This window comes from Caviibacterium pharyngocola (assembly GCF_002795405.1).
Classification (GTDB): Bacteria; Pseudomonadota; Gammaproteobacteria; order Enterobacterales; family Pasteurellaceae; genus Caviibacterium; species Caviibacterium pharyngocola.
This window is the reverse complement of record NZ_PHGZ01000015.1, coordinates 91860-116760: the sequence shown is the minus strand read 5'-3', so window position 1 is coordinate 116760 and position 24901 is coordinate 91860. Positions and strand designations below refer to the sequence as shown.

Here is a 24901-nt window from a genome sequence, read left to right as displayed (position 1 = left end):
TTTATTTAATCATCAACGTCAATATATGGTATAACTACGCCTTAATTCAGCCGTCAAGACTAAGGACTAAAATGAGCCGACATACTTTTAATCAAGCGCTTATCGACACGATTATCGCCGATAACGTATCAAATAGTTTGCACAGTATCCAAGATTTTTTACGTTGGACGTACAGTACGTTTAATCGAGCCGAACTTTATTACGGTCACGGCTACGATAACGCGTGGGACGAAGCGCAACAATTAGTGCTTTGCGGATTGCAGCTTCCGCCGGACATACCGAGCGAATTTTATCAAAGTCACCTGACCCAATCGGAAAAAGAAAGCTTGATCAGCCTCGTTATCGCCCGTATCGAACAACGTATTCCGGTGGCGTATCTTATCAACAGCGCGTGGTTTTGCGGCTTGGAATTTTATGTTGACGAACGCGTCATTATACCACGCTCACCGATTAGCGCATTAATTCAAGAAGGTTTTGCCGGATTATTGAAAAATTCACCTCGACGCATTTTAGATATGTGCACGGGCAGCGGCTGTATCGCGATCGCTTGCGCCGAACGCTTCCCGCAAGCGGAAGTGGATGCCGTGGATCTGTCTTTAGAGGCACTTAACGTCGCGGAAATCAATATTGAACGGCATAATTTACTTCATCGAGTTTATCCGCTCCAATCGGATTTGTTCGCCGATTTACCGGCGGATCAATATGATCTTATCGTCACCAACCCGCCTTATGTTGATGAAGAAGATCTTGACGATATGCCGGAAGAATTTCATTATGAACCGGAAATGGCGCTCGGTTTGGGAACGGACGGGTTAGTCATTACGAAGAAAATTTTGGCGACGGCGGCCGATTATTTAACCGACGACGGCGTATTAGTTTGCGAAGTCGGCAACAGTATGGTGCATTTAATCGAACAATTTCCGGATTTACCTTTCCAATGGTTGGAATTAAAAAACGGCGGCGTAGGCGTATTTGCATTATCAAAAGCCGATTTATTAGCTCATCGAGCGCAATTTATCGGTTAAACCCTAAGAATTAATACATCAAAAACGAAAAGTGCGGTGAAAATTAATAAAATTTCCACCGCACTTTTTCATTACTTTTTTTGTTCGCTATATCTTTATCATCCGCTGGAACTTTATCTTGTAATTAGGGTTATATATTTTTCTTGTGTCTTAGCTTTTTTGATTTCTGTATCTGTTAGTTGTTTTGTGATTTTAGGCATATTGCACCACCTTGAAAGAAATTTATGTAACCACGAAAGCTAAATAATAGCAGAGTTATTTTTGTGGTTACATCAATGGTTACAAAAAACTGCGATTAGCGCCGTTTGGAGGCGTTAAACGATGATAAGCGAATGGCTTATTTACTGAAAAAATAAAGCCTCGCGTTGAGTTACGCAAGGCTTTGGAATGGGTTGATGGTGCGACTAGCTGGACTCGAACCAGTGACCCCCACCATGTCAAGGTGGTGCTCTAACCAACTGAGCTATAGTCGCGCCGTTAATTCGGGTGCAATAATATAGTGTTTTATTTGGCAAGACAAGGAGTTTTTACTATTTGCATTTTATTTGCGAAAAATTTAATCAATCGTTCAATTTTTTTCCATTTTTTTTCTAGTTTGTGATCTCGATCTAATTTTATTTTCAGCGTATAATACGCCCAGTTTTAAGTGAGGGCGATTTTTTGTGCTCAAATAAAAATTTTTAATTATATAAATCGTAACTATTGACGGAGTAAATAATGTCCAGAAGACTAAGAAGAACAAAAATCGTATGTACTATGGGTCCTTCCACAGACCGTGGTAATAATTTAGAAAAAATTATTGCCGCAGGTGCAAACGTTGTTCGTATGAACTTCTCTCACGGTACGCCTGATGATCATATCGGTCGTGCGCAACGCGTGCGTGAAATCGCGAAAAAATTAGGTAAAACCGTTGCTATCTTAGGGGATTTACAAGGTCCTAAAATTCGTGTTTCTACATTTAAAGACGGCAAAATTTTCTTAAATATCGGTGATAAATTTATTTTAGATGCGGAATTACCGAAAGGTGAAGGTACGCAAGAATCGGTCGGTTTAGATTATAAAACCTTACCGCAAGATGTTGTTCCGGGCGATATTCTTTTATTGGATGACGGTCGCGTACAATTAAAAGTATTATCTACCGAAGGTGCGAAAGTCTTTACCGAAGTGACTGTCGGCGGTCCTTTATCAAACAATAAAGGTATCAATAAATTAGGCGGCGGTTTATCTGCGGATGCATTAACCGAAAAAGATAAAGCCGACATTATTACTGCAGCGCGTATCGGCGTGGACTATTTGGCGGTTTCCTTCCCACGCTCCAGTGCGGACTTGAATTATGCGCGCCAATTAGCTAAAGAAGCAGGTTTAAATGCGAAAATCGTGGCGAAAGTAGAACGTGCGGAAACCGTGGTGGATGACGAAGCAATGGACGATATTATTTTAGCTTCCGATGTAATTATGGTGGCGCGTGGTGACTTAGGGGTTGAAATCGGTGATCCTGAATTAGTCGGCGTACAGAAAAAATTAATTCGTCGTTCTCGTCAGTTGAATCGCGTTGTAATTACTGCGACTCAAATGATGGAATCAATGATCAGCAATCCGATGCCGACCCGTGCGGAAGTAATGGACGTAGCGAATGCGGTATTAGACGGAACCGACGCAGTAATGCTTTCTGCGGAAACAGCGGCGGGACAATATCCTTCCGAAACTGTTGCGGCAATGGCGAAAGTTTGTTTAGGTGCGGAAAAAATGCCTAGCGTAAACGTTTCTCGTCACCGTGTTGATAAACAATTCGATACGATTGAAGAATCCGTAGCGATGTCGGCAATGTTTGCAGCGAACCATATGAAAGGCGTCGCAGCAATTATCGCAATGACAAATAGCGGTCATACGGCGAAATTAATGTCCCGTATTAGTTCCGGATTGCCTATTTTCGCTTTGTCTCGTCACCAAGAAACCTTAAATCTTTGTGCTTTATATCGCGGTGTCGTACCGGTTCATTTTGATCAAGAAAGCCGTACAATCGACGGTTTGAAAGCGGCGATTCAATTATTGAAAGAAAAAGGCTACTTGGTCAGCGGCGACCTTGTGTTGTTGACCCAAGGTGATTTATTAACCTCTGGCGGCACGAATACTTGTCGTACTTTAGTGGTAGAATAATCACGATTATCTATTTTATGATAAAGAGCGGTGCCTTTCGGCACCGTTTTTTTTGAGAAAAATTTCTATCCTAATTTTAATAAGGTATTATGAAATTGCAGTAAGGTGCAGCGGTGTCCGATACTGAGAATAATCATTTTTGGCAGACGTTCGCGAATAAATTGATAAAGTTGCGCTTCTGTCGGTTCGTCTAATGCCGATGTGGTTTCATCCAGAAAAACCACCTCAGGTTGAGTTAATAAAATCCGTACAAAGGCAACGCGTTGCAGCTCGCCGGGTGATAAGATCACTTGCCAATCGTTTTCAACATCTAACGCCGACACATATTTTTCCAAGCGACAAGAACGCATTGCGTGCACGAGTTCGGGATGTTCGGTATCAATATTCGGATAGCAAATGGCTTCGCGTAGCGAACCTTGCGGCATATAAGGACGCTGTGGTAAAAATAGGCTATTGCACGGACGTTCGGCATAACCTAACGTATCGAACGGATAAATTCCCGCAATGGCTTTGAGCAATGTAGTTTTGCCGGCACCGGATGCCCCTTGGATCAATAGCGCATCGCCGGTGCGTAAAGCGATATTAATATCTTGCAGAATAATGCGTTGATGTTGATCTTTAATACCGAAATTACGCAAAACAACCCGCTCGGCGCATTCAATCGGGTGATGTACCTCAATATTATCCAGCTCGTTTAATTTATATATAAAGCCGTGTAAACGATTGAGACGTGCTTGATACAACGTAAATTCTTCATAAAACAAACGGAAAAAAGATAACGCGCGCATTAGGCGGTTAAAGGACTGCACGGTTTGGTGCATATCGCCTAATGTGACTTGTCCGGCGAAAAAACGTGGCGCTTGCAGCATTAGCGGCAGAATCATCGCGATTTGTGTTACACCGGTGTTGAAACCGTCCAATCCCAGCATTCGGCGCACAATCGCCCAGCGATTTTTGATTACGGCGTTAAATTTCTCGTGTAAATTCGACCGCTCTTTTTGTTCGCCGTTATAAAAGGCGATACTTTCGGCGTTATCGCGCACGCGAATAAGAGAATAGCGATAATCGCCGTTGAAACGTTCTTTGTTAAAATTCAGTTTAATCAGCGGATAGCCGATCCAAACGGAAAGTGCGGTGGCGACAATAATAAACAGGTAAATGAAAAACACCACGCCTTTCGGAATCTCGATGTGAAATAATACGAATAATCCGGACAGTTGCCAAAGAATTAGGGTAAATTCAATGGTGGACACCACGGAATTGATTATTCCGCGCACTAGCTCCACCGTGCCGCTGATAAATTCGCGCGCGTCTTGTTCGATACGTTGATCGATATTATCCGGTAATTCTTCGCTGTATTTTAAGCAGTAATAATTTTTATGCGCCAGCCAACGATTTAACATTTCGGCGTTTAGCTTTTCTAACCAACGAATTTCAAACACTTGGCGCATTAAGTCGTTGATCACGGAATGAATGATTTTAAAGATCACCAGCATTAGGTTGATCGTGGCGAAAAACCAAAACGCATCGGCTTTTTTATCTTGCAGTGAACTGTATAAGCCGTTGTAGAAAAAGGTGTTTAAGACACTGATACGCACTTCCAATAAAATTAACGTGAACAAAATCAATATTAAACCGATGATTTTGAATTTGTCGGATTGTGCGATGCAAGGTTGAATAATCAAACGAAACTTTTCGCCGAAGGCGGTTTTGCTTAAGGCGAAAGCGGTTAGTGCGAAAATCAGGCTGACCCAAAAAAGTGCGGTCAAAATCCACGAAAAACTTGTATTCAGTTCGGTTTGCCAGTTCATCATAAGGTTCCGTTAAAACGACAAAAGGGCAGTTTTCACCGCCCTAAAACGAAAGGTTAATTAAAATTCCACTTTTGCGTTAAAGAGAATTTCGCGACCGTAGCCCAAGGAAACCGGAATGATGTAGCTGTCCGCATTGCCCGAGGTGGATTGATAATACACTTTGTCGGATAGGTTTTTGCCGTTTAACTGCAAGCTGACTTTTTTGCCGGAAATTTGCGTGTCGTAAGCTAAAAACGCATCGTAAATCACCGCGTCAGGAATTTTGTAGCCTGTTTTATAGTTGGACGTATAAGCGTTCCACGAACCTAAATAACGCGCGCCGGCGCCGATTCGCCATTCGCCGTTAAGGAATGAACCGAGATCATAACTTAAAAATAACGCAGCCTGATGTTTCGGTACGCCGATTAACTGTTTGCCCACCGCGTCAGGATAACTGTCGTTTTGGCGATGTTCCGCTTTGGTGTAAGTATAGGTGGCGGAGGCGCTTAATTTATCGGTGATATAGCCGTTAATATCCACCTCGATCCCTTGCGAACGTTGCTTGCCGGCAATATAAACATCACCGTTGGCGTCGGTTTCGGCAACATTGTTTTTGTTAATATTAAACAACGCAACAGTGGCGTTAATATTGTGGCTTTCGTATTTCGTACCGAGTTCGACGGATTTACCTTCTTCCGGCGGCAAACCGGAATCTACGCGATTGGCGATACTATATTGAGGACGGAAGGATTCCGCATAGTTGCCGTAAAGCGCCCAATTCGGGGTAAATTTATAGACGCTGCCGAATTGATATAAGAATTTGCCGGAACGTTGATCCGTATTCGGCGAAAAGCTTTTACCGATGGCGTGACGACCGGCGATTTGATCGAAATATTCATAGCGTAATCCGCCGGTGACGATTAATTTATCCGTTAAATAGGCGGTATCCTGAATATAAACTCCGAGGGTTTTAATGTTGTTAATTTGGTAATTATTTGCTGCCGTAGTTTCTTTTACATCGGGATCGCTGTAAACCGGATTATCGATATTGAGCGTGCTCCAACCGCCATTGTTATACACCGGACCGGTGGTGCGGTAGTTACGGCTGGCGTCGGCACCGATAATAAAGCGGTTAGCGATTTCGCCGATGGCAAATTCGCCCACTAAATTTAATGAAGCGCTGTGAATACGTTGATCCGCCGCTTGTTTTTCTAAACGACGTAACGCCGTTCTCGGCGCTAAGGTGCGTGTCGTATTGCCGGATTTATAGGTTAAGCTGTTTTCATAGTCCGTATTTACGGCAACCACGCGAGTTTGGCGATAGTTGTATTTATCTCTCGCATAACCGTAAGTGAAGTTCAATTTCCATTGATCATTGAGTTTTTGTTCAAGTTTTACTTGAATATTATCCGTTTTACCGGTGGTTTGATTGTTCGGTTCGTCCAAACGACGTTCCGCCGGAATATTCACCACCGAACCGCCGACTAATTGCGTACCGCGATCGAAAGGTTGGGTGTAGTCCAAATGTTCGTAAGCGACTAAAATTTTCGTGTTGTCGTTTTCCCAAGATAAAGACGGCGCGTAAGTAGTCGTATTGATCTTGCCGAAATTACGCCAATAATCTTTTTCTTGTTTATCATAAATAAAACGATAGGCGAAGCCGTCGGTTAACGGACCGGTGAAATCCAACTGCGTGCCCCACGCATTGTGATTGCCGAGGGTACCGCTAATGCTGCGTTTGGTTTCTTTTAACGGTTTTTTCGTCACCACATTAATCACGCCGCCCGGATCTTGAATACCGTAAAGAACGGATGCCGGACCTTTTAATACTTCGACTGCTTCGGTGGTGGCGCCGAAATTGTGCGACGGACCGGCTTGGCTGCCGTTGCGCATAATAGAATTATCGCGATTGCCGCCGAATCCGCGTTTTTGCACGGCATCGAAAATGCCTCCTAAGGTGTTGGCTTGGCTCACGCCGCTGACGCTGGAAAGGGCATCGACCAAATCGTTCGGCTTACGATCTTCGATTAATTGTGACGTGACGACGTTCACGGTGGTCGGTGTGTCAATAATCGGTACATCGACTTTTGATACGGCGGAGGTGCCGATAGCGTGATAGCCCATTTGTTTTAATTCTGCCGAAGTGACGTCAATTTGTTCCAATTCGTCATTATTCGGCTGATTGGTTTCAGCTAAGGCGCCGAAAGAAAGCCCTGCGGCAAAAAGTGCGGTGGAAATAAGATTTAATTTAAATGTCATACAAAACCTACTGTCATATGGAGAAAAACCGCGAGATTATAGCGGAAAGCTCTCAATATAACAATAGGAATTATTCTCATTTGAATTAGAGGTAGATTTTACGTCCTTCCCGTGCGCTTTCATACACCGCTTCGATCAATTCCAGCACGCGGACGGCTTGCTCGGCAGTGACGAGTAGGGCGGCTTGATTGGCTAATACGTCGTAAATATTATCGTAATATCCCTGATAGTTGCCGCGTACGCTTTCGATTTGCTCGCGAACGATTTGTCCGTCGATTTCCGTATGTAGCAGCCCCCATTGACTTTGCGGTTCTTTATTCCAGTCATCTTGCGGTTTAACGCCTGAGACAAGTAAGTTTTCTTGATTATCTAAAGTCGGTTTAATGTAAGATCCTTTTGTGCCTTGCAATATAATGTGCGGCGCCGGTTCGCGGGCGAATTTGGTGGCGGACATCACGACCTTTTTATCGGGATAATAAAAAGTAATACGGAAATTATCGTCGGTTTTGCCGTCCGGGCGTTGAATACATACGTCCGCATAAAGTGCGGTCGGAATTCCGAACAAATCGACGACCTGATCGATCAAATGCACGCCTAAGTCATACACCAATCCCGTGCCGAATTCGCCGGTTTCTTTCCATATTTTTGCGTTCGGTTTATTGCTGTAGCGTTCGTAGCGAATTTCGTAATCGACGATATCGCCCAAAGTTTGTTCCGCCAATAATTTTTTCACTGTCAACGCACCGTTATCCCAGCGACGATTTTGATAAACGGACAACATCACATTATGTGCCTCGGCTAATTGCGCCAATTCCTTGGCTTGTGCGGCGTGAATGGCGAGCGGTTTTTCCACGATAACGTGTTTTCCCGCGCGAACGGCTTGTTCCGCCAGTTGCGCGTGGGTTTGGTTCGGCGTGGTGATAATCACCAAATCAATGTCGTCGGTTAAGAGTTGTTCGAATTGATGAACGATCACAACATCGGGATAAAATTGTTTGGCGGTTTCGCCGCTGCGTTCCAACACTTTGCAAAGGCGAAAGCGCGGATCCAAAGCTAAAAACGGCATATGAAAGGTTTTGGCGGACATTCCGAAACCGGCGATTGCGGTGTTAATTCGTTTCATCGTGATTTCCTATTTCAATTTTTCTAGACGTGACAATAATAATTCGTCGGGTTGCGATTGGATTTTTCTCATTCTAATCAACAGCAAGATCGCAGCGAGCGTCAGGCTGACGATAAATCCCGTCCAAAAACCGGCGGCGCCGATATTCGGTATCAGCCAATTCGTGCGGGCTAATGTATAGCCGATAGGCATCCCGACGATCCAGTAACAAAATAAGGTGATATATAAGATAGCTTGCGTGTCTTTATAACCGCGTAACGCGCCGCCGGACACCACTTGCACGGTATCGGAGAATTGATATAACGCGGCAATCAGCAGCAAGCTCGACGCCATTGCAATAACTTCTTGATCTTTAACGAAGATTTGTGCAATATCGAAACGTAACAAAACCGTCGCCAGCGCTGTGAAACAAGCTAAGGATAATCCCACGACAAGCGCGGCGTAGGATACTTTTTTCGCATTTTGCGCCGAACCTTCGCCCAATCGTTGACCGACCAAAATTGTGGTCGCCATTCCTAAGGACATCGGTAACATAAACACGAAGGAACTAGTGTTTAAGGCGATTTGATGGCTCGCCACCACATTAGTGCCGAGCGGTGCAAGAAATAGCGAAGTTAACGCGAACAACGCCACTTCGCACCATAATGCGACGGCGATAGGAAAGCCTAGGCGCAAGAGTTTATTTAAGGTGGCGAAATTCGGTTTTTCGATAAGCTGTGCGAATACTTTCAGATCCCGTTGATTGCGCGCTTTTCGGCTGTATAAAATCATCATCAAACACATCGCCCAATTCACGATTGCGGTCGCGATGCCACATCCCACCGCGCCGAACGCCGGCACGCCGAATTTGCCGTAAATAAAAATGTAGTTCAACGGAATATTCAACATTAAGCCGATAAAGGTTATGATCATCGCCGGTTTGGTTTTGGCAATGCCGTCGTTCAAACAACGGAAATTGATCATCAATAAATAACCGGGCAGTCCCCAAAGCATTGCGTGTAAATAATCAATCGTAATGCGCGCCAGTTTTTCTTCCATTTGCATATGGCGAATCACAATGTCGCTGTGATAAATCATTAAACCTAAAGGCAAACAAGCGAGCAAAATAATCCACAAACCTTGTCGAACTTGGTGCGCAATACGATGACGCTGTCCGGAGCCGTTTAAATACGAAATGGTCGGCGGAAGTGCAAGCAATAAACCGTGACCGAATAAAACTAACGGCATCCAAATCGAGGCGCCGACGGAAATCGCCGCCATATCCGCCGCACTGACGCGTCCAGCCATAATGGTGTCCACCAGACCCATTGAATTTTGCGCGATTTGCGCAAATAAAATCGGCAACGCAATCGCGATTAATTTTTTCGCTTCCGCTTGATATTCTTTTATTAGAGTAAATTTCATAAAAATCCGAGTTTTGTTATAATGAAAAAAATTATTATCAGATAAGAGAGAGTATTATGTTTACGGGAATCGTACAGGGTACGGCACAAATTCATTCGATTGATGAAAAAACTCATTTTAGAACACAGACGTTAAAAATGCCACAGGAATTAATGCAAGGCTTGGAAATCGGTGCCTCGGTGGCGAATAACGGCGTATGTTTAACCGTGACTGCGATTGACGGCGATTCGGTCAGTTTCGATTTAATGACGGAAACCTTACGAATTACCAATTTAGGCGAATTGAAGGTCGGCGATCGCGTGAATATCGAGCGCGCGATGAAAATGGGCGATGAAATCGGCGGACATATTTTATCCGGCCACGTTTATTGCACCGCGCGCGTGACGGAGCGCATCTTGTCGGAAAATAATGTGCAAATTTGGTTCGAACTGCCGAACGCCGAGGTAATGAAATATATTTTAACCAAAGGATTTATCGCAGTGGACGGCATTAGTTTGACAATCGGCGAAGTGGAGGCGCAATCTTTCTGCGTAAATTTAATTCCGGAAACCCTTCATCGCACCTTAATCGGCACACGTCAAATCGGTGATGCGGTGAATATTGAAATCGATCCGCAAACCCAAGCGATCGTGGATACGGTGGAACGTTATTTGGCAGCCAAAGCCTAACACCTTCAAGTGCGGTGAAAAATTCGAAGATTTTTGACCGCACTTTTTCTTTTATCGGAGCAAAAAAATGCGCAATACCGATTTTTTCTCATCATTAATGTTTTCTATCGGCGTCACCTTGCCGATTCTATTAATGTTATGCCTCGGCATTATTTTACGCAAACGGCGTTTTATTGATGATAAATTTTGCGAACAAGCGAGCAAGATCATTTTTAATCTCACCTTGCCCGTTTTATTGTTCTTCAATATTTTCAATAATCCGATCGAGCATATTGAGACGCAAGTTCGTCTTTTAAGTGCGGGCGTTACCGGCACGTTGTTATTATTTTTCTGTGCCGAGTGGTTTGCGGCGAAATTTATTGCCGAGAAAAAAGAACGCGGCACGTTCGTGCAAGGCGTTTATCGCAGCAACGCGGGCATTTTGGGTTTGGCGTTTTGCGTGAATGCTTACGGCGACGCCGTATTAGCGCCGGCATCGCTTTATACCGCGGTCTCCGTGCTGCTTTATAATGTGCTCGGCGTGATCACAATCAGCCGATCCTTATCGGACGGGCGGGTCGGCGTGAAGAAAATGTTGCTGAATATTAGCAAAAATCCGTTAATTATCGCGATCGTTGCGGCATTAATCGCGAGCTGGTTAGAGCTCCGCGTGCCGAAAATCTTGATGACCACGGGTAATTATTTAGCCAATGTCACCTTACCGCTTGCGTTAATTTGCGCGGGCGCCAGCATTGATTTGAAAAATTTATTCAAAACCTCGAAAGTGTCCTTATGGGCGACTATCGGGCGAATTATTGTCGCGCCGATTTTTATGGTTTTTATCGGCAAAGCGTTCGGTTTAACGGGAATGAATTTGGGCGTCGTGCTATTAATTTCTTCGACGCCGCTTGCCGCCGCAACCTATGCAATGGTGCGCGGAATGGGCGGAAATGCGGTGACGGTAGCGAATATTATCGGCTTAACCACCTTCGGTTCAATGTTCGGTTCCGCCTTGGGATTGCTGATTTTAAGTCAAATGGGTTGGATTTAACCGGCGGATTGTTATATCTCCGCCGTTAATATCGTCGCTTATTCTTGCGGTTGAGTACGAATAATCACCGAAACCTGTTCGTTTGGGCTTAATAGGGTTGCGATTCTGGCGGTTTCCACGCACACCATTGTTTTATAACCTTGTTCACTCATTCCGCCGGTAGGTTTGTGCCACGGATTCCACAACACCACATCGCTGGCATTTTGATGCGTAATTTGAATTTGGCGAGCATAATTCGGGTCAAGAATTGTATGTGTCGGTTGACCCGAAATCCTATAAATGCAATCGACGTTTTCACCGATTCGGCGCGGCGAAAGCACGCTTTCCGTTTGTTTGGTTAAGGAGTTAAAACAGCTTGTCGGCAAGCCTTGGACGGAAATATCGTCAATATGGCTGATATTAAAATAGCTGTGCAAAGCGACTTGGGCGGGTTGTTGTCCGTAATGAGTGAAAATCAGTTCGCATTGTTGAGAAAAGATCATTGCGATTTTCGCTTCGATCAAATGATTTTCAGAAAATAACGAAAATTCCAACCGCACTTTTTCATCGCTGACCGCATAATCGCTTAATGTCCACAACGAAATGCGCGCATAACCGTGCGATGGCGATTGCACCGGCCCGAACCACGGATAACAAATCGGCACGCCGCCGCGAATGGCATTGCCTTGCGTGAACGGTTCGATTTCACTGAGCCAAAAAACGTCTTGCTGCGCCGCTTTCGGCGTCCAAGAAAATAAATGTGCGCCTTGTAGCGAAATTAATGCGCGACCGACGGAATGATTCAGTTTGATAACCGGCAATTCGTTATATTGCAACAAACTGATTTCAGGGCTAATTTGTTGTAATCGGGTAATATTTGTCATTTCAATTTTCCTTATACTGTTTCTTTATTCAGTATCTCGCCGAAGTCTGGTAAACTATCGGCAAAATAAACGAAATTTATCAACGATAATGGCGAAGATTGAACAAATAAGCAAGATCTTTTCGGAAGCCGGCGCATTAAGCCGACAGATTCAAGGATTTCATCCGCGCGCGGAACAACTTGAAATGGCGTTGGCCGTCGGAAAGGCGATCGAAAATAAAAAAACGCTGGTGGTGGAGGCGGGCACCGGTACGGGCAAAACATTCGCTTATTTAGCGCCGTCGTTGCTGTCCGGTAAGAAAACCATTATTTCCACCGGTTCGAAAAACTTGCAGGATCAGCTGTTTAATCGCGATTTGCCGGCGATAAAAAAAGCCTTGAATTACACGGGCAAAATCGCCTTGTTAAAAGGACGGGCGAATTATCTTTGTTTGGAACGTTTGGATCAAGTGATTGCGCAAGGCGTTTTGGGCGATCGTTCCGTGTTGGCGGATTTATCCAAAGTGCGCAAATGGAATAATGAAACCAAAAGCGGCGATTTGACCGAATGTATCGAACTGGCGGAAGACAGCCCGATTTTGCCGCAACTGACCAGCACGGCGGAAAGCTGTTTAGGCAGCGATTGTCCGAATTACGGCGATTGTTATGTCGCCGCTGCGCGTAAAAAAGCGCTGAATGCCGATTTGGTGGTAGTGAATCATCATTTGTTTTTTGCCGATATGGCGGTGAAAGAAAGTGGATTCGGCGAATTGATTCCCAATGCCGAAGTCATCGTATTTGACGAAGCGCACCAGTTGCCGGATATCGCCGCGCAATATTTCGGACAATCGCTTACCGCGCGGCAATTTTTCGATTTATGCAAAGATATTCAAATCGTTTACCGCACGGAAGTGAAAGATATGGCGCAATTAGGCGTCGCAGCGGATAATTTATTAAAAGTGGTGCAAGATTTTCGCCTGTTGCTGGGCGAAGGAAATCAACGCGGAAATTGGCGCGAGTTATTCGCTCAAAGTGTGGTCAAAAAAGGCATCGAATTATTGCAAGAAAAACTGGAATTTACCGCCGAAGTGGTGAAATTAGGCTTGGGGCGGTCGCAAACCTTAGACAGTATTTTCGAACGAATCGCCGGACTGAAAACGATGTTGCTTCGCTTGCAGGAAACGGCGATCGTCGGTTATTGTTATTGGTATGAAACCCTCGGTCGATATTTCGGCTTGCACATTACGCCGTTAACCGTTGCCGATAAATTCGGCGAACAAATGAATGCAAAAGAAAGCGCGTGGATTTTTACCTCGGCAACCTTGGAAGTGGGCGGAACTTTTGATCATTTTTGCCGACGTTTAGGCATTGAAGAAAACGGCGAACGAAAAATTTTACACAGCCCGTTCGATTATCCGAATCAAGCTTTATTATGTGTGCCGCGCTATTTGCCGGAAAGCAATCAACAGCATACGGCGGTAAAATTAGGCACGATGTTGTTACCGCTGATCGAAGCCAATCGCGGGCGATGTTTCGTGCTTTGCACGTCTTATTTAATGATGCGCGGCTTAGCGGAATTTCTGCGCGAACAAAGCGGGCTGAACGTTTTATTGCAAGGCGAAATGCCGAAAAGCACATTGCTGGCGCAATTTATTGCGGAGGAACATAGCGTATTGGTGGCGACGTCCAGTTTTTGGGAAGGCGTGGATGTGCGCGGCGAGGCGTTATCCTTGGTGATTATCGACAAATTGCCGTTTACCTCGCCGGACGAACCTTTATTAAAAGCGCGAATCGAAGATTGTCGCTTACAAGGCGGCGAGCCCTTTAACGACATTCAAATTCCCGAAGCAGTCATCGCACTAAAACAAGGAGTCGGGCGACTAATTCGCGACGTAAAAGATCGCGGCGCGGTAATCATTTGCGACGGACGATTGGTGACGCGCCCTTACGGTGAAACCTTTTTAAAAAGTTTACCGAATGCAAAACGTACCCGCGATTTAAACAAAGTGATACAATTCTTAACGACGATTCAACACGGATAAAAATAATGACGACTTTATTAGCTTTAGATACCTCGACGGAAGCCTGTTCGGTGGCTTTATTACATAAAGGGGAAAAAATTCATCTGGACGAAATGGCGCAACGCACGCACACCAAACGCATTTTGCCGATGATCGATGAAATTTTGGCGCAAGCGGGAATCGGCTTGGCACAAACGGATGCGTTGGTGTTCGGACGTGGACCGGGCAGTTTTACCGGTGTGCGCGTGGGCGCGGGCATTGCACAAGGTTTGGCGCTAGGGGCGGATTTGCCGGTGATTCCCATTTCGAATTTAACCGCAATGGCGCAACAGGGCTATGAAACTTGCGGCGCAGAACGTGTGCTTTGTGCTATCGATGCACGGATGAACGAAGTTTATTTCAGCGGTTTGCAAGCGGAAAAAGTGCGGTGGGAAAACGAAGAATTTATTCAATGGCGGGCGATTATCGAAGAAAAAGTCTGCCGTCCGCAACAAGCGATTGAATTAATCGACTCGCTACAAGGTGATTTTCTGCGCGTCGGCACCGGCTGGAACGCTTATACGGAATTCACCCAACGTGAATTGGATAATCGTTCCGCTATCGAATTGCCTTCCGCGCAATATATGCTTTCCTTGGCATTGCCGTTATATCGACAAAAACAATGGATAAGTGCGGTGGAAATCGAGCCGGTTTATTTACGCAACGAAGTAACGTGGAAAAAATTACCCGGCAGAGAATAGCAACCGAGATTTCGGAGGAAAAAATGAAAAAATATCTTTTTCTATCAATCGCAGCCTTAAGCTTAACCGCCTGTATTTCCGCACCGCCCGGCTTGGAACGCAGTCCGTTTACGATTCAACGCCTTGCGCAAATTCAAGCGGAAGATTATGCCTGCCAATGTAAAAAAGCACGCTTAGGCGGCAAGATCCTCGCGGCAACCGCATTGAAAGACAAAACCAAACTGGAAATTTTAAGTTTATCGATTTCGACCTATTCCGCCAAACCCTTATTGGACAGTTCCGTTGACGGACGTTTTATCGCCTATTTACCCGGCTTTGTTGATCCTGCAATGCTGAAAGATCGTTATATCACCGTCGCCGGTGCGCTTAGCGGGCCGGAAAACGGCAAGATTGATCAAGCGGATTATGCGTATCCCGTGGTGAATACGGAGCGCTATAAGCTATGGCGACTCGTGCAAGAATATTATTACGATCCCGACGATTGGGACGATTATTGGGGCGCACGTCATTCCCGTTGGGGCTGGGGTTGGGGATCTCCGTTTTGGCGTCCGGAACCGCGCTTGCGTTATAATTTGTATTAATGTCGTTTCAAGTGTTAAAATCATCGCCGATTTTCCCGCAATAATAAGGATAAATAATGGAAAAACCTTGGTTTAAGAACTATCCGGAAGGTTCTGAATTTGAATTGGATACGTCGAAATACGACAATATTCTCGATATGTTTGATAAGGCAATCAGAGAACACCCTGATCGCGCGGCATATATCAATATGGGGCAAGTGCTGACATTCCGCAAATTGGAAGAACGCAGCCGAGCGTTCGCCGCTTATTTGCAAAACGAATTAAAATTACAGCGCGGTGATCGCGTCGCATTGATGATGCCGAATTTATTGCAATATCCGATCGCATTATTCGGAATTTTGCGCGCCGGCTTGGTGGTGGTGAACGTGAATCCGCTTTATACGCCGCGCGAGTTGGAACATCAATTACAAGATAGCGGCGCGAAAGCTATCGTCGTGGTGTCGAATTTCGCCTCTACTTTGGAAAAAGTGGTGTTTAATACGGCGGTAAAACACGTTATTTTAACTCGTATGGGCGATCAGCTTTCTTTCGGCAAACGTACTTTAGTTAACTTTGTGGTGAAATACGTTAAAAAACTCGTACCGAAATATAAATTACCGCACGCCGTCACTTTTCGCGAAGTTTTGGCGATCGGCAAACACCGCCAATATGTGCGTCCGAGTTTAAATCGCGATACCTTGGCGTTTTTACAATATACCGGCGGCACGACCGGCGTGGCGAAAGGCGCAATGCTATCGCATGGTAATATTATCACCAACGTTTTCCAATCCCGTTGGATCGGCTATCCCTTCGTCGGTGATCACACCAAAGAGCGTAAAGCCATTTTAGCGTTGCCGTTGTATCACGTTTTTGCCTTAACGGTGAACTGTTTATTGTTTATCGAATTAGGGATTACGGCGGTGTTAATCACCAATCCGCGCGATATCGACGGATTCGTCAAAGAATTGAAAAAATACCGTTTTGTGGCGATTACTGGCGTGAATACTTTGTTTAACGCGTTATTAAATAACGAAAATTTTAAAGAAGTGGATTTCTCCGCGTTAAAACTTTCCGTCGGCGGCGGAATGGCGATTCAGCAATCCGTAGCAACGCGCTGGCACGAATTAACCGGATGTAGCATTATCGAAGGTTACGGAATGACCGAATGTTCGCCGTTGATTGCCGCTTGCCCGATTAATGTAGAGAAACATAACGGCACGATCGGTGTACCCGTGCCGAATACGGACATTCGAATCGTGAAAGACGACGGTTCGGAAGCCGCACTAGGTGAGCCGGGCGAACTTTGGGTGAAAGGCGAGCAGGTAATGCAAGGTTATTGGCAACGTCCGGAAGCGACGGCGGAAGTGTTGAAAGACGGTTGGATGGCGACCGGCGATATCGTGATTATGGACGAAACCTACAGTTTGCGCATTGTGGATCGTAAAAAAGATATGATTTTGGTGTCCGGATTCAATGTCTATCCGAACGAAATCGAAGACGTCGTAATGTTAAATTACAAAGTTGCGGAAGTGGTGGCGATCGGCGTACCGCACGAGGTATCGGGCGAAACCATTAAGATTTTTGTAGTGAAAAAAGACGACAGCTTAACCCGCGACGAATTGCGTCAACATTGTCGTCAGCATTTAACCGGTTATAAAGTGCCGAAAGATATTGAATTTCGCGACGAATTGCCGAAAACCAATGTGGGCAAAATTTTACGCCGCGTGCTGCGAGACGAAGAATTGGCAAAACGTCAAAGTGCATAACGCACAGTTTGCCAAAAGATTAATGATCGGCTCGAGTGTCAGGCTTTGAGCCGATTATTTTTGTATTTACCGATTTCTGTATTTATCAATAAAGCGAATGAACATATCGCGTTGATTTGAGTTAAAGCAAATGATTTCTCAACTAAAAGAATTACAAAACGTACCGCACTTTTCATTGATTACAACGGATGAAATGCTCGCCGAAGTTTGTGCCAAAGCGCAAGAAAAAAGTGCGGTGGCATTAGACACGGAATTTATTCGCACCCGCACGTTTTTCCCGAAATTAGGCTTGATTCAGCTATATGACGGTGAAAACCTCAGTTTGATCGATCCCAATGATATTGAAGATTTTTCGCCTTTCGTTCGACTATTGGCAGATAACAAAGTGACGAAAATTTTGCACGCTTGTAGCGAAGATTTGGAAGTGTTTCAACATTATTTCGATCAATTACCGAATCCGATGTTTGATACCCAAGTTGCCGCGGCATTTTTAGGATTCGGACATTCCGTCGGTTTTGCCGCATTGATTAAACATTATTTTTATTTGGAAATCGATAAAGGTGCGTCGCGCACCGATTGGCTGGCGCGTCCGTTATCGGAAAAACAATTACGCTACGCTGCGGCGGACGTGTGGTATTTATTGCCTTTATATCATCAAATACGGACGGTATTGGCGGAAACGCGCTGGCAAAGTGCGGTGGAATTCGATTGCGATTTTTTAGTGCAAAAACGTGAAAAACAGCGGGATACGGAAAACGCTTATTTATCCGTTGCTAATGCGTGGCGTTTAAATCGCGAAGAATTAATGCGCTTGAAAGTGTTGGCGAAATGGCGTTTGGAAGAAGCGATAAAACGGGATTTGGCGGTTAATTTCGTGGTGAAAGAAGAACATTTATGGCTGGTGGCGAAAAACAACCCGAAACATACCTCCGAATTGTTGGCGATGGGATTGTTGACCGCCGAGGTGCGTATTCACGGCAAAAAATTGTTACAACTGGCGGATCAGGTCAAGCGTATTGATGAAAAGGATTATCCGCCGCTTGTTACCCGCCTTGCCGATGATCCGCGTTATCGAAAAGCGCTAAAAAGTTTGCAGCAAAAACTTAAAGACATCGCACCGCCGGATCTAGCCGCGGAAGTTATTGCGGGAAAACGTGCGTTGGAAGAACTAATGAAATGGCACTGGTTACAACAGCAAGACCCGAATTGTTTGCCGTTATTATTATGCGATTGGCGCCGCGAATTCGGGCAAGCATTAGTTAACTTGTTATAAAAAAATATAAAAAAATACCGCACTTTTAATCAAAGTGCGGTTAGGTTGTTGACAAAGAGGGTTGTATATTAGGACGCACTGCGGGCGTCCGTATTATAAATACACCTATTAATAATTATTTAGATAAAATTTGATAGTTTTTGCAACCGTCACTTTCACCACCATCACAAGCTTGTTTAAAAAGTGCTTTAGCTTTTTTAGTATCTTTTTTTACACCTTGTCCATTAAAATACATCAAGCCTAAATTAAATTGCGCTGTTGCATCTCCTTGTTCCGCCGCTTTTTGATACCAATAAGCCGCTTGTTTAGCATCTTTTGTGACACCTTGTCCTTTCTTATACATAATGGCTAAATTAAATTGAGAATCCGAATTTCCTTGCTTTGCTGCTTCTTGATACCAATAAGCCGCTTCTTTATCATCTTTTGCAACACCCAGCCCATTCCCATACATAAAAGCTAAATTATTTTGAGCGTTTGCATTTCCTTGCTCTGCCGCTTTTTGATACCAATAAGCCGCTTGTTTATCATCTTTTACGACGCCTTGACCATCCTCAAGCATAATTGCTAAATTAAATTGAGCGTTTGCATTTCCTTGCTCCGCCGCTTTTTGAGACCAATAAACCGCTTGTTTATCATCTTTTGCGACACCTTGCCCTTTTCTATACATAACGGCTAAACTAAATTGAGCTTTTACATCTCCTTGTTCCGCAGCTTTCTGATACCAATAAACCGCTTGTTTATCATCTTTCGTGACACCTTGCCCTTTTCTATACATAACGGCTAAATTGAATTGAGCTTGTGCATCTCCTTGTTCCGCCGCTTTTTCGTACCAATAAACCGCTTGTTTATCATCTTTTGTAACACCTCGCCCATCATCATACATAAAAGCTAAATAAAATTGAGCTGCTGTATCTCCTTTTTCCGCGTAATATCGGAAACCCTCTAAGGCTTTATCATATTGTCTATCTTCATAAGCCTTTACTGCATCCTCAAAAGACATTGGCTCTGCAGATTCATTTGCCTGAACAACGCTACTAAAACATAACATTGCCAAGGCAGTTAAACGAAAAATACGAGAAAATTGCATAGAAAACTCCTGTTTAGATAAGATTAAAAAACAGGCATATTTGAGCAAAAAAAAAACAAATGTCGAGCGTTTTTTGTACTTTTCTAAAGATTGGATAAAAAAGACTGCTTAAATAAATAGTCGATTTATTGACAGAGAGAATTGTATATTCGGACGCAACCAGTGCGTCCGTAAAGACAATAAATGAAAGTTTGCCATTAATTTGACCGCACTTTTAATCAAAGTGCGGTATTTTTATCGACAAAACTTATTGTGTTGCTTGAATTGCGGTTAATGCGATGGTGTAAACGATATCGTCAACTAATGCGCCGCGTGATAAGTCGTTCACCGGTTTACGCATACCTTGTAACATCGGGCCGATAGAAACTAAGTCTGCGGAACGTTGAACCGCTTTATAAGTAGTGTTACCGGTGTTCAAATCAGGGAAGATAAACACGGTGGCTTTACCTGCAACCGGTGAATTCGGTGCTTTGGAACGCGCCACATCTTCCATTACGGCTGCGTCATATTGTAACGGGCCGTCGATGATTAAATCCGGACGTTTTTCTTGTGCGATACGGGTTGCTTCTTTCACTTTTTCCACGTCTGCGCCGCTGCCGGAAGTACCGGTGGAGTAGGAGATCATCGCTACTTTCGGATCGATACCGAAGGCTTTAGCGGAATCGGCGGATTGAATCGCGATTTCGGCTAATTGTTCCGCCGTCGGATCCGGATTCACCGCGCAGTCACCGTAAACAAGCACTTGATCCGGTAACAACATAAAGAAGATAGAAGAAACGATCGAATTGCCCGGTGCGGTTTTAATAATTTGCATCGGCGGACGAATGGTGTTGGCAGTGGTGTGTACTGCGCCGGAGACCAAACCGTCCACTTCGTTGGCTTCCAACATCATCGTACCGAGTACAACGGTGTCTTCTAATTGTTCGCGAGCCGCTTCTTCGGTCATACCTTTGTTTTTACGCAATTCGACCAAGCGATCCACATAGTTTTCGCGCACGGTCGCCGGATCGATCACGGTGATACCTTGACCTAATTGTACGCCTTGTGCTTCGGCAACGCGTTTTACATCCGCCGGATTAGCTAACAATACGCATTCGGCAATGCCGCGTTCGGCACATAATGCCGCCGCTTTGATGGTACGCGGTTCGTCACCTTCCGGTAATACAATGCGTTTTTTCGCATTACGCGCCAATTCCGTTAATTGGAAACGGAACGCCGGTGGAGAAAGACGACGTAAACGAGAAGATGCCGCAACGATGGAGTCGATAAACTGCGCGTCGAATTGTTGGCTGGTGTATTGTTTGATATTTTCGATACGTTCTTTGTCGTCAACCGGCACTTCCAAATTGAAGCTTTGCAAGGTTAATGCGGTTTGCCAAGTGTTGCCTTCGATTCGGAAAATCGGTAAACCGGAGCCTTCGAAAGAAGGTTGGCATAATTTTTTGATTTGGCTGTCGATACGATAACCGCCAGTGAGCAATAAACCGCCGAGTTCAATACCGTTGCTTGCCGCTAATGCTGCTGCCACTAAAACGTCAGGGCGATCGGCGGAAGTGACTAATAAGCTGCCGGTGCGGAAATGTTCTACCATATTCGGTAAGGTTCTGGCGCAGAAGGTGATACCGCGAATACGACGCGAAGTAATTTCGCCTTCATTAATGATCGCCGCGCCCAGATGATTGACTAGATCCACTACGCGAGTTGCGATTAACTCGGCATTCCAAGGAATGCAAGCTAAGACTTTAATCGGGCTTTTTTCGAATAATTTATAAACTTCAACGGAATTGTTATGGCTGTGTTGATACGCATCAAAAATTTCGCTTAAATCCGGACGTGTACGACCGGTTTCATCGATCGGTGCGTTGAATTTATTGATAACCACACCCAAAAGATTCGGGTTATTTTTGCCGCCGAATTGCGATGCCGCCGCTTCAATGCGTTCTTTTAATTCCGCCGGTGTTTCGGTTGCCGGTGCGGCGACTAAAATAATTTCCGCATCAAGGGCTTGGGCGATTTCGTAGTTTATACTGTTCGCGTAACTGTGTTTACGAGTCGGAATTAAGCCTTCGACAATAATGATTTCATTGTTTTTGGTTAATTGTTGATGATTTTCAACGATTTTTTCCAATAATACATCGGATTGGTTTTGACCGATTAGACTTTCCGCCACGCTTAACATAAACGGCTCGGCGGTTTCCAGCGCGGTGCTAGTGCGGACAATCGAAGTGGTACGATCTAATTTATCTTCATCCGTGCTTGGCTGGGAAATCGGTTTCATAAAACCGATTTTAGCGCCTTTTTGTTCCAAAGAGCGGATTAAACCGAGGCTAACACTGGTTAAACCGACACCGGCGCTGATAGGAATAAGAATAATTGTGCGAGACATAATCAACCTTACTATATGATTAAAAAGAAACTGCCGAGAATATCGGCAGTTCGTTCGTTTTATTAGATACAAAGACGCGCTGTATCTTGTGCGATAACTAATTCTTCGTTAGTCGGAATGACAAGAGCGACAGGTGAGTTGTCTGCGGTAATTACACCTTCATTACCGAAACGTGCCGCCAAGTTTTTCTCATTATCCAATTTATAACCGAATAATTTTAAGTGATTTAAGGTAATTTCACGAACGTGCGCGGAGTTTTCACCGATACCGCCGGTAAATACAATCGCATCCAAACGTTCGCCGATAACCGCCATATAAGAACCGATGTATTTCGCCAAACGATAGCAGAATACGTCTAATGCGCGTTTTGCCGGCACTTCGGTGTCGTAATTATCTTCCGCATAACGGCAGTCGCTGGTTACTTCGGTTAAACCGAGTAAACCGGATTTTTTGGTTAATAGGGTGTTGATTTCTTCAACGGACATACCGAGGTTATTGTGTAAATAGAAAATGATCGCCGGATCCAAATCGCCGGAACGGGTTCCCATTACCAAGCCTTCCAATGGAGTTAAACCCATTGAGGTGTCGATACATTGACCGTGACGAACCGCTGCAACGGATGCGCCGTTACCTAAGTGACAAGTGATTACGTTCACTTTATCTGCCGGCACATTTAAGCGTTGCGCCGCTTGTTGGCTGACGTAAAAATGGCTAGTACCGTGTGCGCCGTAACGACGAATGCCGTGTTCTTTGTATAAAGAATAAGGCACGGCGTATAAATAAGCTTCTTCCGGCATTGTGGTGTGGAATGCTGTGTCGAAAACCACTACGTTTTTATCTTTCAAATGCGGGAACATTTTAAACGCTTCTTGAATACCGATTAAATGCGCCGGATTGTGTAACGGAGCGAATTGAATGGCATCTTCGATACCTTTGATAACTTCATCGGTGATAATCACTGAAGATGTGAATTTCTCGCCACCGTGAACGATACGGTGACCAATCGCGGCAACGCCGTCTTTTAATGACGGATCCAACGGGAAAATGTTGTTGACGATGAATGCGAGCGCTTCGCTGTGAGCCGCGCCGGCGCCTAAATCCGCGTTACCTTTTTCACCGTGTAGTTTCCATTTGATGCGTGCATCGGGTAAATGAAAGGCTTCCGCTAAACCGGATAGTTTTTCCTCGCCGGAGACCGGATCTAAAATGGAGAATTTTAATGAAGAACTACCGCAGTTAAGAACTAGGACTAATTTTTGAGACATAAATGACCTATCTTTGATTGAAGTTAAAGGAATAAGCTCCTAAGAGCCAGACATAAAAAGTCTATTAATGAATATAGAATACACCTTTCGAACGATAAAATAAATTATGAAGTTCAAAAAATACGATCTTTATCAAAAAATTTGTTAAAAATTCAAAAAAAATTATAAAATTTCGACCGCACTTTGTAGAAAGTGCCGATTGTGTGAGTTTGAAAATCCGTATTTTCTTATTCTAATGCGCTAACGTCTTGATTCGGTTACGATTAGCCGGCGGCTGAATTCGGCAGCGTCAAGGCGCTAATGCCGCTTAACGGCGGGTTAAAGGATAATAAAAAAGACGACGCGCAAATGATTTTAAGGTAAATTATGGCGGGGAAAGTGTAAATTAAGGAAATTGCAATGTCATTTTTTACCACCTTGAAAACCGGACAGCGTTATCTGAAATTATGGCCGTTAGAACCTAAATTAGGAATGATTTTTCCGGAAAATCGCATTATCCGCGCAACGGGATTCGCCCAAAAATTAATGCCTTTTTTTGCCGTTTTCGCCGTTGTTTGGCAGCAAATTTATGCCAAAAGCGATATCGGTGCGCTCGCCGTTGCGGTGTTGACTGCCGTATTTGCTTTGTGCTTGCCGTTGCAAGGGCTTTATTGGTTGGGAAAACGTGCCGATACGCCTTTATCGGCACAAAGTGCGGTCTGGTTTGAGAAAATTTGTGTGTTATTGCGTCAACAAAACGAAGTGATTATGCCGCTTAACGGCGCACCGACTTATTTGGATTTGGCGCAAGTGTTACGCAAGACGCAACAAAAATTGGATCGCGATTTTTGGCAAAATCTTTAAGTTAATTTTTTCCCGTTTATGATTATGTTATAGTGATTTCTTTTTTCACCTAAAGAAGATAATTTACCGCATTAAAAGTTGCGCAAACGTTTTCGTTTTTTGCTAGAATAGTGCGGTCGTAAATTATTCCGTTTTTTCGAGAGTCTTTAATGAACAGTTATATTGATTTTATTATCATCGGAATTATTGCTTTTTCTATTATTATCAGTTTGTTACGCGGTTTTGTGCGTGAAGTGATGTCGCTTGCCAGCTGGGTTGTCGCATTTTTAGTTGCAAATCAGTTCTATCCTTATTTGGCAAACTATTTAACGCAAATCGAATCGCTCTATATTCGAAACGGTGCGGCAATCGGGATCTTATTCGTTGCTACGTTGATTGTCGGCGCCGTGGTCAATTATGTTATCGGTCAGTTGGTGGACAAAACCGGATTAAGCGGCACGGATCGCGTGTTGGGGGCGTGTTTCGGTTTATTACGCGGGGTGTTGATTGTCGCCGCGTTGCTATTTTTTGTGGATACCTTTACGAATTTCAGCCAAAGCGATTGGTGGAAAGAATCCAAATTAATCCCGCACTTTGGTTTTATCGTCGAATGGTTTTTCCAACAACTGAAAGAGAATTCAAGTTTACTAAATTCAACACTCAATCAATAGGGGATAGACA

The 24901-nt window shown here is 44.4% G+C and carries 19 protein-coding genes and 1 tRNA gene; 11 read left to right on the top strand and 9 right to left on the bottom strand.

Annotation, left to right across the window (positions count from 1 at the left end):
- Positions 1–71: 71 nt before the first annotated feature.
- Positions 72–1025, top strand: coding sequence for a 50S ribosomal protein L3 N(5)-glutamine methyltransferase (prmB, locus tag CVP04_RS08025; protein WP_100296999.1), 954 nt, complete (start codon positions 72–74; stop codon positions 1023–1025).
- Between the two features lie 396 nt (positions 1026–1421).
- Here the strand turns inward: prmB and CVP04_RS08020 are convergent.
- Positions 1422–1498, bottom strand: a tRNA-Val gene (locus tag CVP04_RS08020).
- Between the two features lie 244 nt (positions 1499–1742).
- On the opposite strand from CVP04_RS08020, the gene pyk reads away from it, so the two are divergent.
- Positions 1743–3182 (top strand): pyruvate kinase, encoded by a 1440-nt coding sequence (pyk, locus tag CVP04_RS08015; protein WP_100296998.1) that lies wholly within the window; start codon positions 1743–1745, stop codon positions 3180–3182.
- A 65-nt stretch (positions 3183–3247) separates the two neighbouring features.
- Here pyk and CVP04_RS08010 read toward each other — a convergent pair whose 3' ends face one another.
- The 4 genes from CVP04_RS08010 to CVP04_RS07995 all read right to left on the bottom strand — a co-directional run bounded on the left by CVP04_RS08010 (position 3248) and on the right by CVP04_RS07995 (position 9761).
- Positions 3248–4993: an ABC transporter ATP-binding protein/permease gene (locus CVP04_RS08010; RefSeq protein ID WP_100296997.1), complete on the bottom strand. Its 1746-nt coding sequence runs from the start codon at positions 4991–4993 to the stop codon at positions 3248–3250.
- A gap of 60 nt (positions 4994–5053) precedes the next feature.
- Positions 5054–7234: a TonB-dependent siderophore receptor gene (locus CVP04_RS08005; protein ID WP_100296996.1), complete on the bottom strand. Its 2181-nt coding sequence runs from the start codon at positions 7232–7234 to the stop codon at positions 5054–5056.
- A gap of 85 nt (positions 7235–7319) precedes the next feature.
- The gene (locus CVP04_RS08000) at positions 7320–8357 is read right to left on the bottom strand and encodes a Gfo/Idh/MocA family oxidoreductase (RefSeq protein WP_100296995.1); all 1038 of its coding nucleotides are present in this window, start codon (positions 8355–8357) and stop codon (positions 7320–7322) included.
- Positions 8358–8366: 9 nt separating this feature from the next.
- A complete protein-coding gene (locus tag CVP04_RS07995) occupies positions 8367–9761 on the bottom strand; it encodes an MATE family efflux transporter (RefSeq protein ID WP_100296994.1) in 1395 nt (464 codons plus the stop codon).
- Between the two features lie 56 nt (positions 9762–9817).
- Between CVP04_RS07995 and CVP04_RS07990 the strand changes: the two genes are divergently transcribed.
- Positions 9818–10429, top strand: coding sequence for a riboflavin synthase subunit alpha (locus tag CVP04_RS07990; protein WP_100296993.1), 612 nt, complete (start codon positions 9818–9820; stop codon positions 10427–10429).
- A 67-nt stretch (positions 10430–10496) separates the two neighbouring features.
- On the top strand, positions 10497–11459 hold the full coding sequence (locus CVP04_RS07985; RefSeq protein WP_100296992.1) for an AEC family transporter: 963 nt from the start codon (positions 10497–10499) through the stop codon (positions 11457–11459).
- A 38-nt stretch (positions 11460–11497) separates the two neighbouring features.
- Here CVP04_RS07985 and CVP04_RS07980 read toward each other — a convergent pair whose 3' ends face one another.
- Positions 11498–12322, bottom strand: a complete 825-nt coding sequence (locus tag CVP04_RS07980) for a D-hexose-6-phosphate mutarotase (protein WP_100296991.1) — start codon at positions 12320–12322, stop codon at positions 11498–11500.
- 88 nt (positions 12323–12410) lie between these two features.
- Here CVP04_RS07980 and yoaA point away from each other — a divergent pair, with 88 nt between their 5' ends.
- The 5 genes from yoaA (at position 12411) to rnd (ending at position 18660) form a co-directional block, all read left to right on the top strand.
- Entirely contained in the window at positions 12411–14342 is a 1932-nt protein-coding gene (gene yoaA / locus CVP04_RS07975; protein ID WP_100296990.1) for a DNA repair helicase YoaA, read from the top strand.
- Positions 14343–14347: 5 nt separating this feature from the next.
- On the top strand, positions 14348–15061 hold the full coding sequence (gene tsaB / locus CVP04_RS07970; RefSeq protein WP_207761627.1) for a tRNA (adenosine(37)-N6)-threonylcarbamoyltransferase complex dimerization subunit type 1 TsaB: 714 nt from the start codon (positions 14348–14350) through the stop codon (positions 15059–15061).
- Positions 15062–15084: 23 nt separating this feature from the next.
- A complete protein-coding gene (locus CVP04_RS07965) occupies positions 15085–15642 on the top strand; it encodes a Slp family lipoprotein (protein WP_100296988.1) in 558 nt (185 codons plus the stop codon).
- A gap of 56 nt (positions 15643–15698) precedes the next feature.
- Positions 15699–17387 (top strand): long-chain-fatty-acid--CoA ligase FadD, encoded by a 1689-nt coding sequence (gene fadD, locus CVP04_RS07960; RefSeq protein ID WP_100296987.1) that lies wholly within the window; start codon positions 15699–15701, stop codon positions 17385–17387.
- A 130-nt stretch (positions 17388–17517) separates the two neighbouring features.
- Positions 17518–18660 (top strand): ribonuclease D, encoded by a 1143-nt coding sequence (gene rnd, locus CVP04_RS07955; protein ID WP_100296986.1) that lies wholly within the window; start codon positions 17518–17520, stop codon positions 18658–18660.
- A 115-nt stretch (positions 18661–18775) separates the two neighbouring features.
- On the opposite strand, the gene CVP04_RS07950 is transcribed toward rnd, so the two are convergent.
- From CVP04_RS07950 to CVP04_RS07940, 3 genes are all read right to left on the bottom strand, one after another.
- Entirely contained in the window at positions 18776–19747 is a 972-nt protein-coding gene (locus CVP04_RS07950; RefSeq protein ID WP_100296985.1) for an SEL1-like repeat protein, read from the bottom strand.
- Positions 19748–19994: 247 nt separating this feature from the next.
- Positions 19995–22133 carry a phosphate acetyltransferase gene (pta, locus tag CVP04_RS07945; RefSeq protein ID WP_100296984.1) on the bottom strand — a complete coding sequence of 713 codons (2139 nt, stop codon included), beginning with the start codon at positions 22131–22133 and terminating at the stop codon, positions 19995–19997.
- A 62-nt stretch (positions 22134–22195) separates the two neighbouring features.
- The gene (locus CVP04_RS07940; protein ID WP_100296983.1) at positions 22196–23398 is read right to left on the bottom strand and encodes an acetate kinase; all 1203 of its coding nucleotides are present in this window, start codon (positions 23396–23398) and stop codon (positions 22196–22198) included.
- Between the two features lie 399 nt (positions 23399–23797).
- Between CVP04_RS07940 and yfbV the strand changes: the two genes are divergently transcribed.
- Both yfbV and CVP04_RS07930 read left to right on the top strand, forming a co-directional pair.
- A complete protein-coding gene (gene yfbV / locus CVP04_RS07935; RefSeq protein WP_100296982.1) occupies positions 23798–24241 on the top strand; it encodes a terminus macrodomain insulation protein YfbV in 444 nt (147 codons plus the stop codon).
- A 149-nt stretch (positions 24242–24390) separates the two neighbouring features.
- Entirely contained in the window at positions 24391–24891 is a 501-nt protein-coding gene (locus tag CVP04_RS07930) for a CvpA family protein (RefSeq protein ID WP_100296981.1), read from the top strand.
- The last annotated feature ends 10 nt before the right edge of the window (positions 24892–24901 follow it).

Coding starts and splice junctions, on each gene's coding strand:
- prmB (WP_100296999.1), top strand. CDS start 72: ATGAGCCGACATACTTTTAATCAAGCGCTTATCGACACGATTATCGCC.
- pyk (WP_100296998.1), top strand. CDS start 1,743: ATGTCCAGAAGACTAAGAAGAACAAAAATCGTATGTACTATGGGTCCT.
- CVP04_RS08010 (WP_100296997.1), bottom strand. CDS start 4,993: ATGAACTGGCAAACCGAACTGAATACAAGTTTTTCGTGGATTTTGACC.
- CVP04_RS08005 (WP_100296996.1), bottom strand. CDS start 7,234: ATGACATTTAAATTAAATCTTATTTCCACCGCACTTTTTGCCGCAGGG.
- CVP04_RS08000 (WP_100296995.1), bottom strand. CDS start 8,357: ATGAAACGAATTAACACCGCAATCGCCGGTTTCGGAATGTCCGCCAAA.
- CVP04_RS07995 (WP_100296994.1), bottom strand. CDS start 9,761: ATGAAATTTACTCTAATAAAAGAATATCAAGCGGAAGCGAAAAAATTA.
- CVP04_RS07990 (WP_100296993.1), top strand. CDS start 9,818: ATGTTTACGGGAATCGTACAGGGTACGGCACAAATTCATTCGATTGAT.
- CVP04_RS07985 (WP_100296992.1), top strand. CDS start 10,497: ATGCGCAATACCGATTTTTTCTCATCATTAATGTTTTCTATCGGCGTC.
- CVP04_RS07980 (WP_100296991.1), bottom strand. CDS start 12,322: ATGACAAATATTACCCGATTACAACAAATTAGCCCTGAAATCAGTTTG.
- yoaA (WP_100296990.1), top strand. CDS start 12,411: ATGGCGAAGATTGAACAAATAAGCAAGATCTTTTCGGAAGCCGGCGCA.
- tsaB (WP_207761627.1), top strand. CDS start 14,348: ATGACGACTTTATTAGCTTTAGATACCTCGACGGAAGCCTGTTCGGTG.
- CVP04_RS07965 (WP_100296988.1), top strand. CDS start 15,085: ATGAAAAAATATCTTTTTCTATCAATCGCAGCCTTAAGCTTAACCGCC.
- fadD (WP_100296987.1), top strand. CDS start 15,699: ATGGAAAAACCTTGGTTTAAGAACTATCCGGAAGGTTCTGAATTTGAA.
- rnd (WP_100296986.1), top strand. CDS start 17,518: ATGATTTCTCAACTAAAAGAATTACAAAACGTACCGCACTTTTCATTG.
- CVP04_RS07950 (WP_100296985.1), bottom strand. CDS start 19,747: ATGCAATTTTCTCGTATTTTTCGTTTAACTGCCTTGGCAATGTTATGT.
- pta (WP_100296984.1), bottom strand. CDS start 22,133: ATGTCTCGCACAATTATTCTTATTCCTATCAGCGCCGGTGTCGGTTTA.
- CVP04_RS07940 (WP_100296983.1), bottom strand. CDS start 23,398: ATGTCTCAAAAATTAGTCCTAGTTCTTAACTGCGGTAGTTCTTCATTA.
- yfbV (WP_100296982.1), top strand. CDS start 23,798: ATGTCATTTTTTACCACCTTGAAAACCGGACAGCGTTATCTGAAATTA.
- CVP04_RS07930 (WP_100296981.1), top strand. CDS start 24,391: ATGAACAGTTATATTGATTTTATTATCATCGGAATTATTGCTTTTTCT.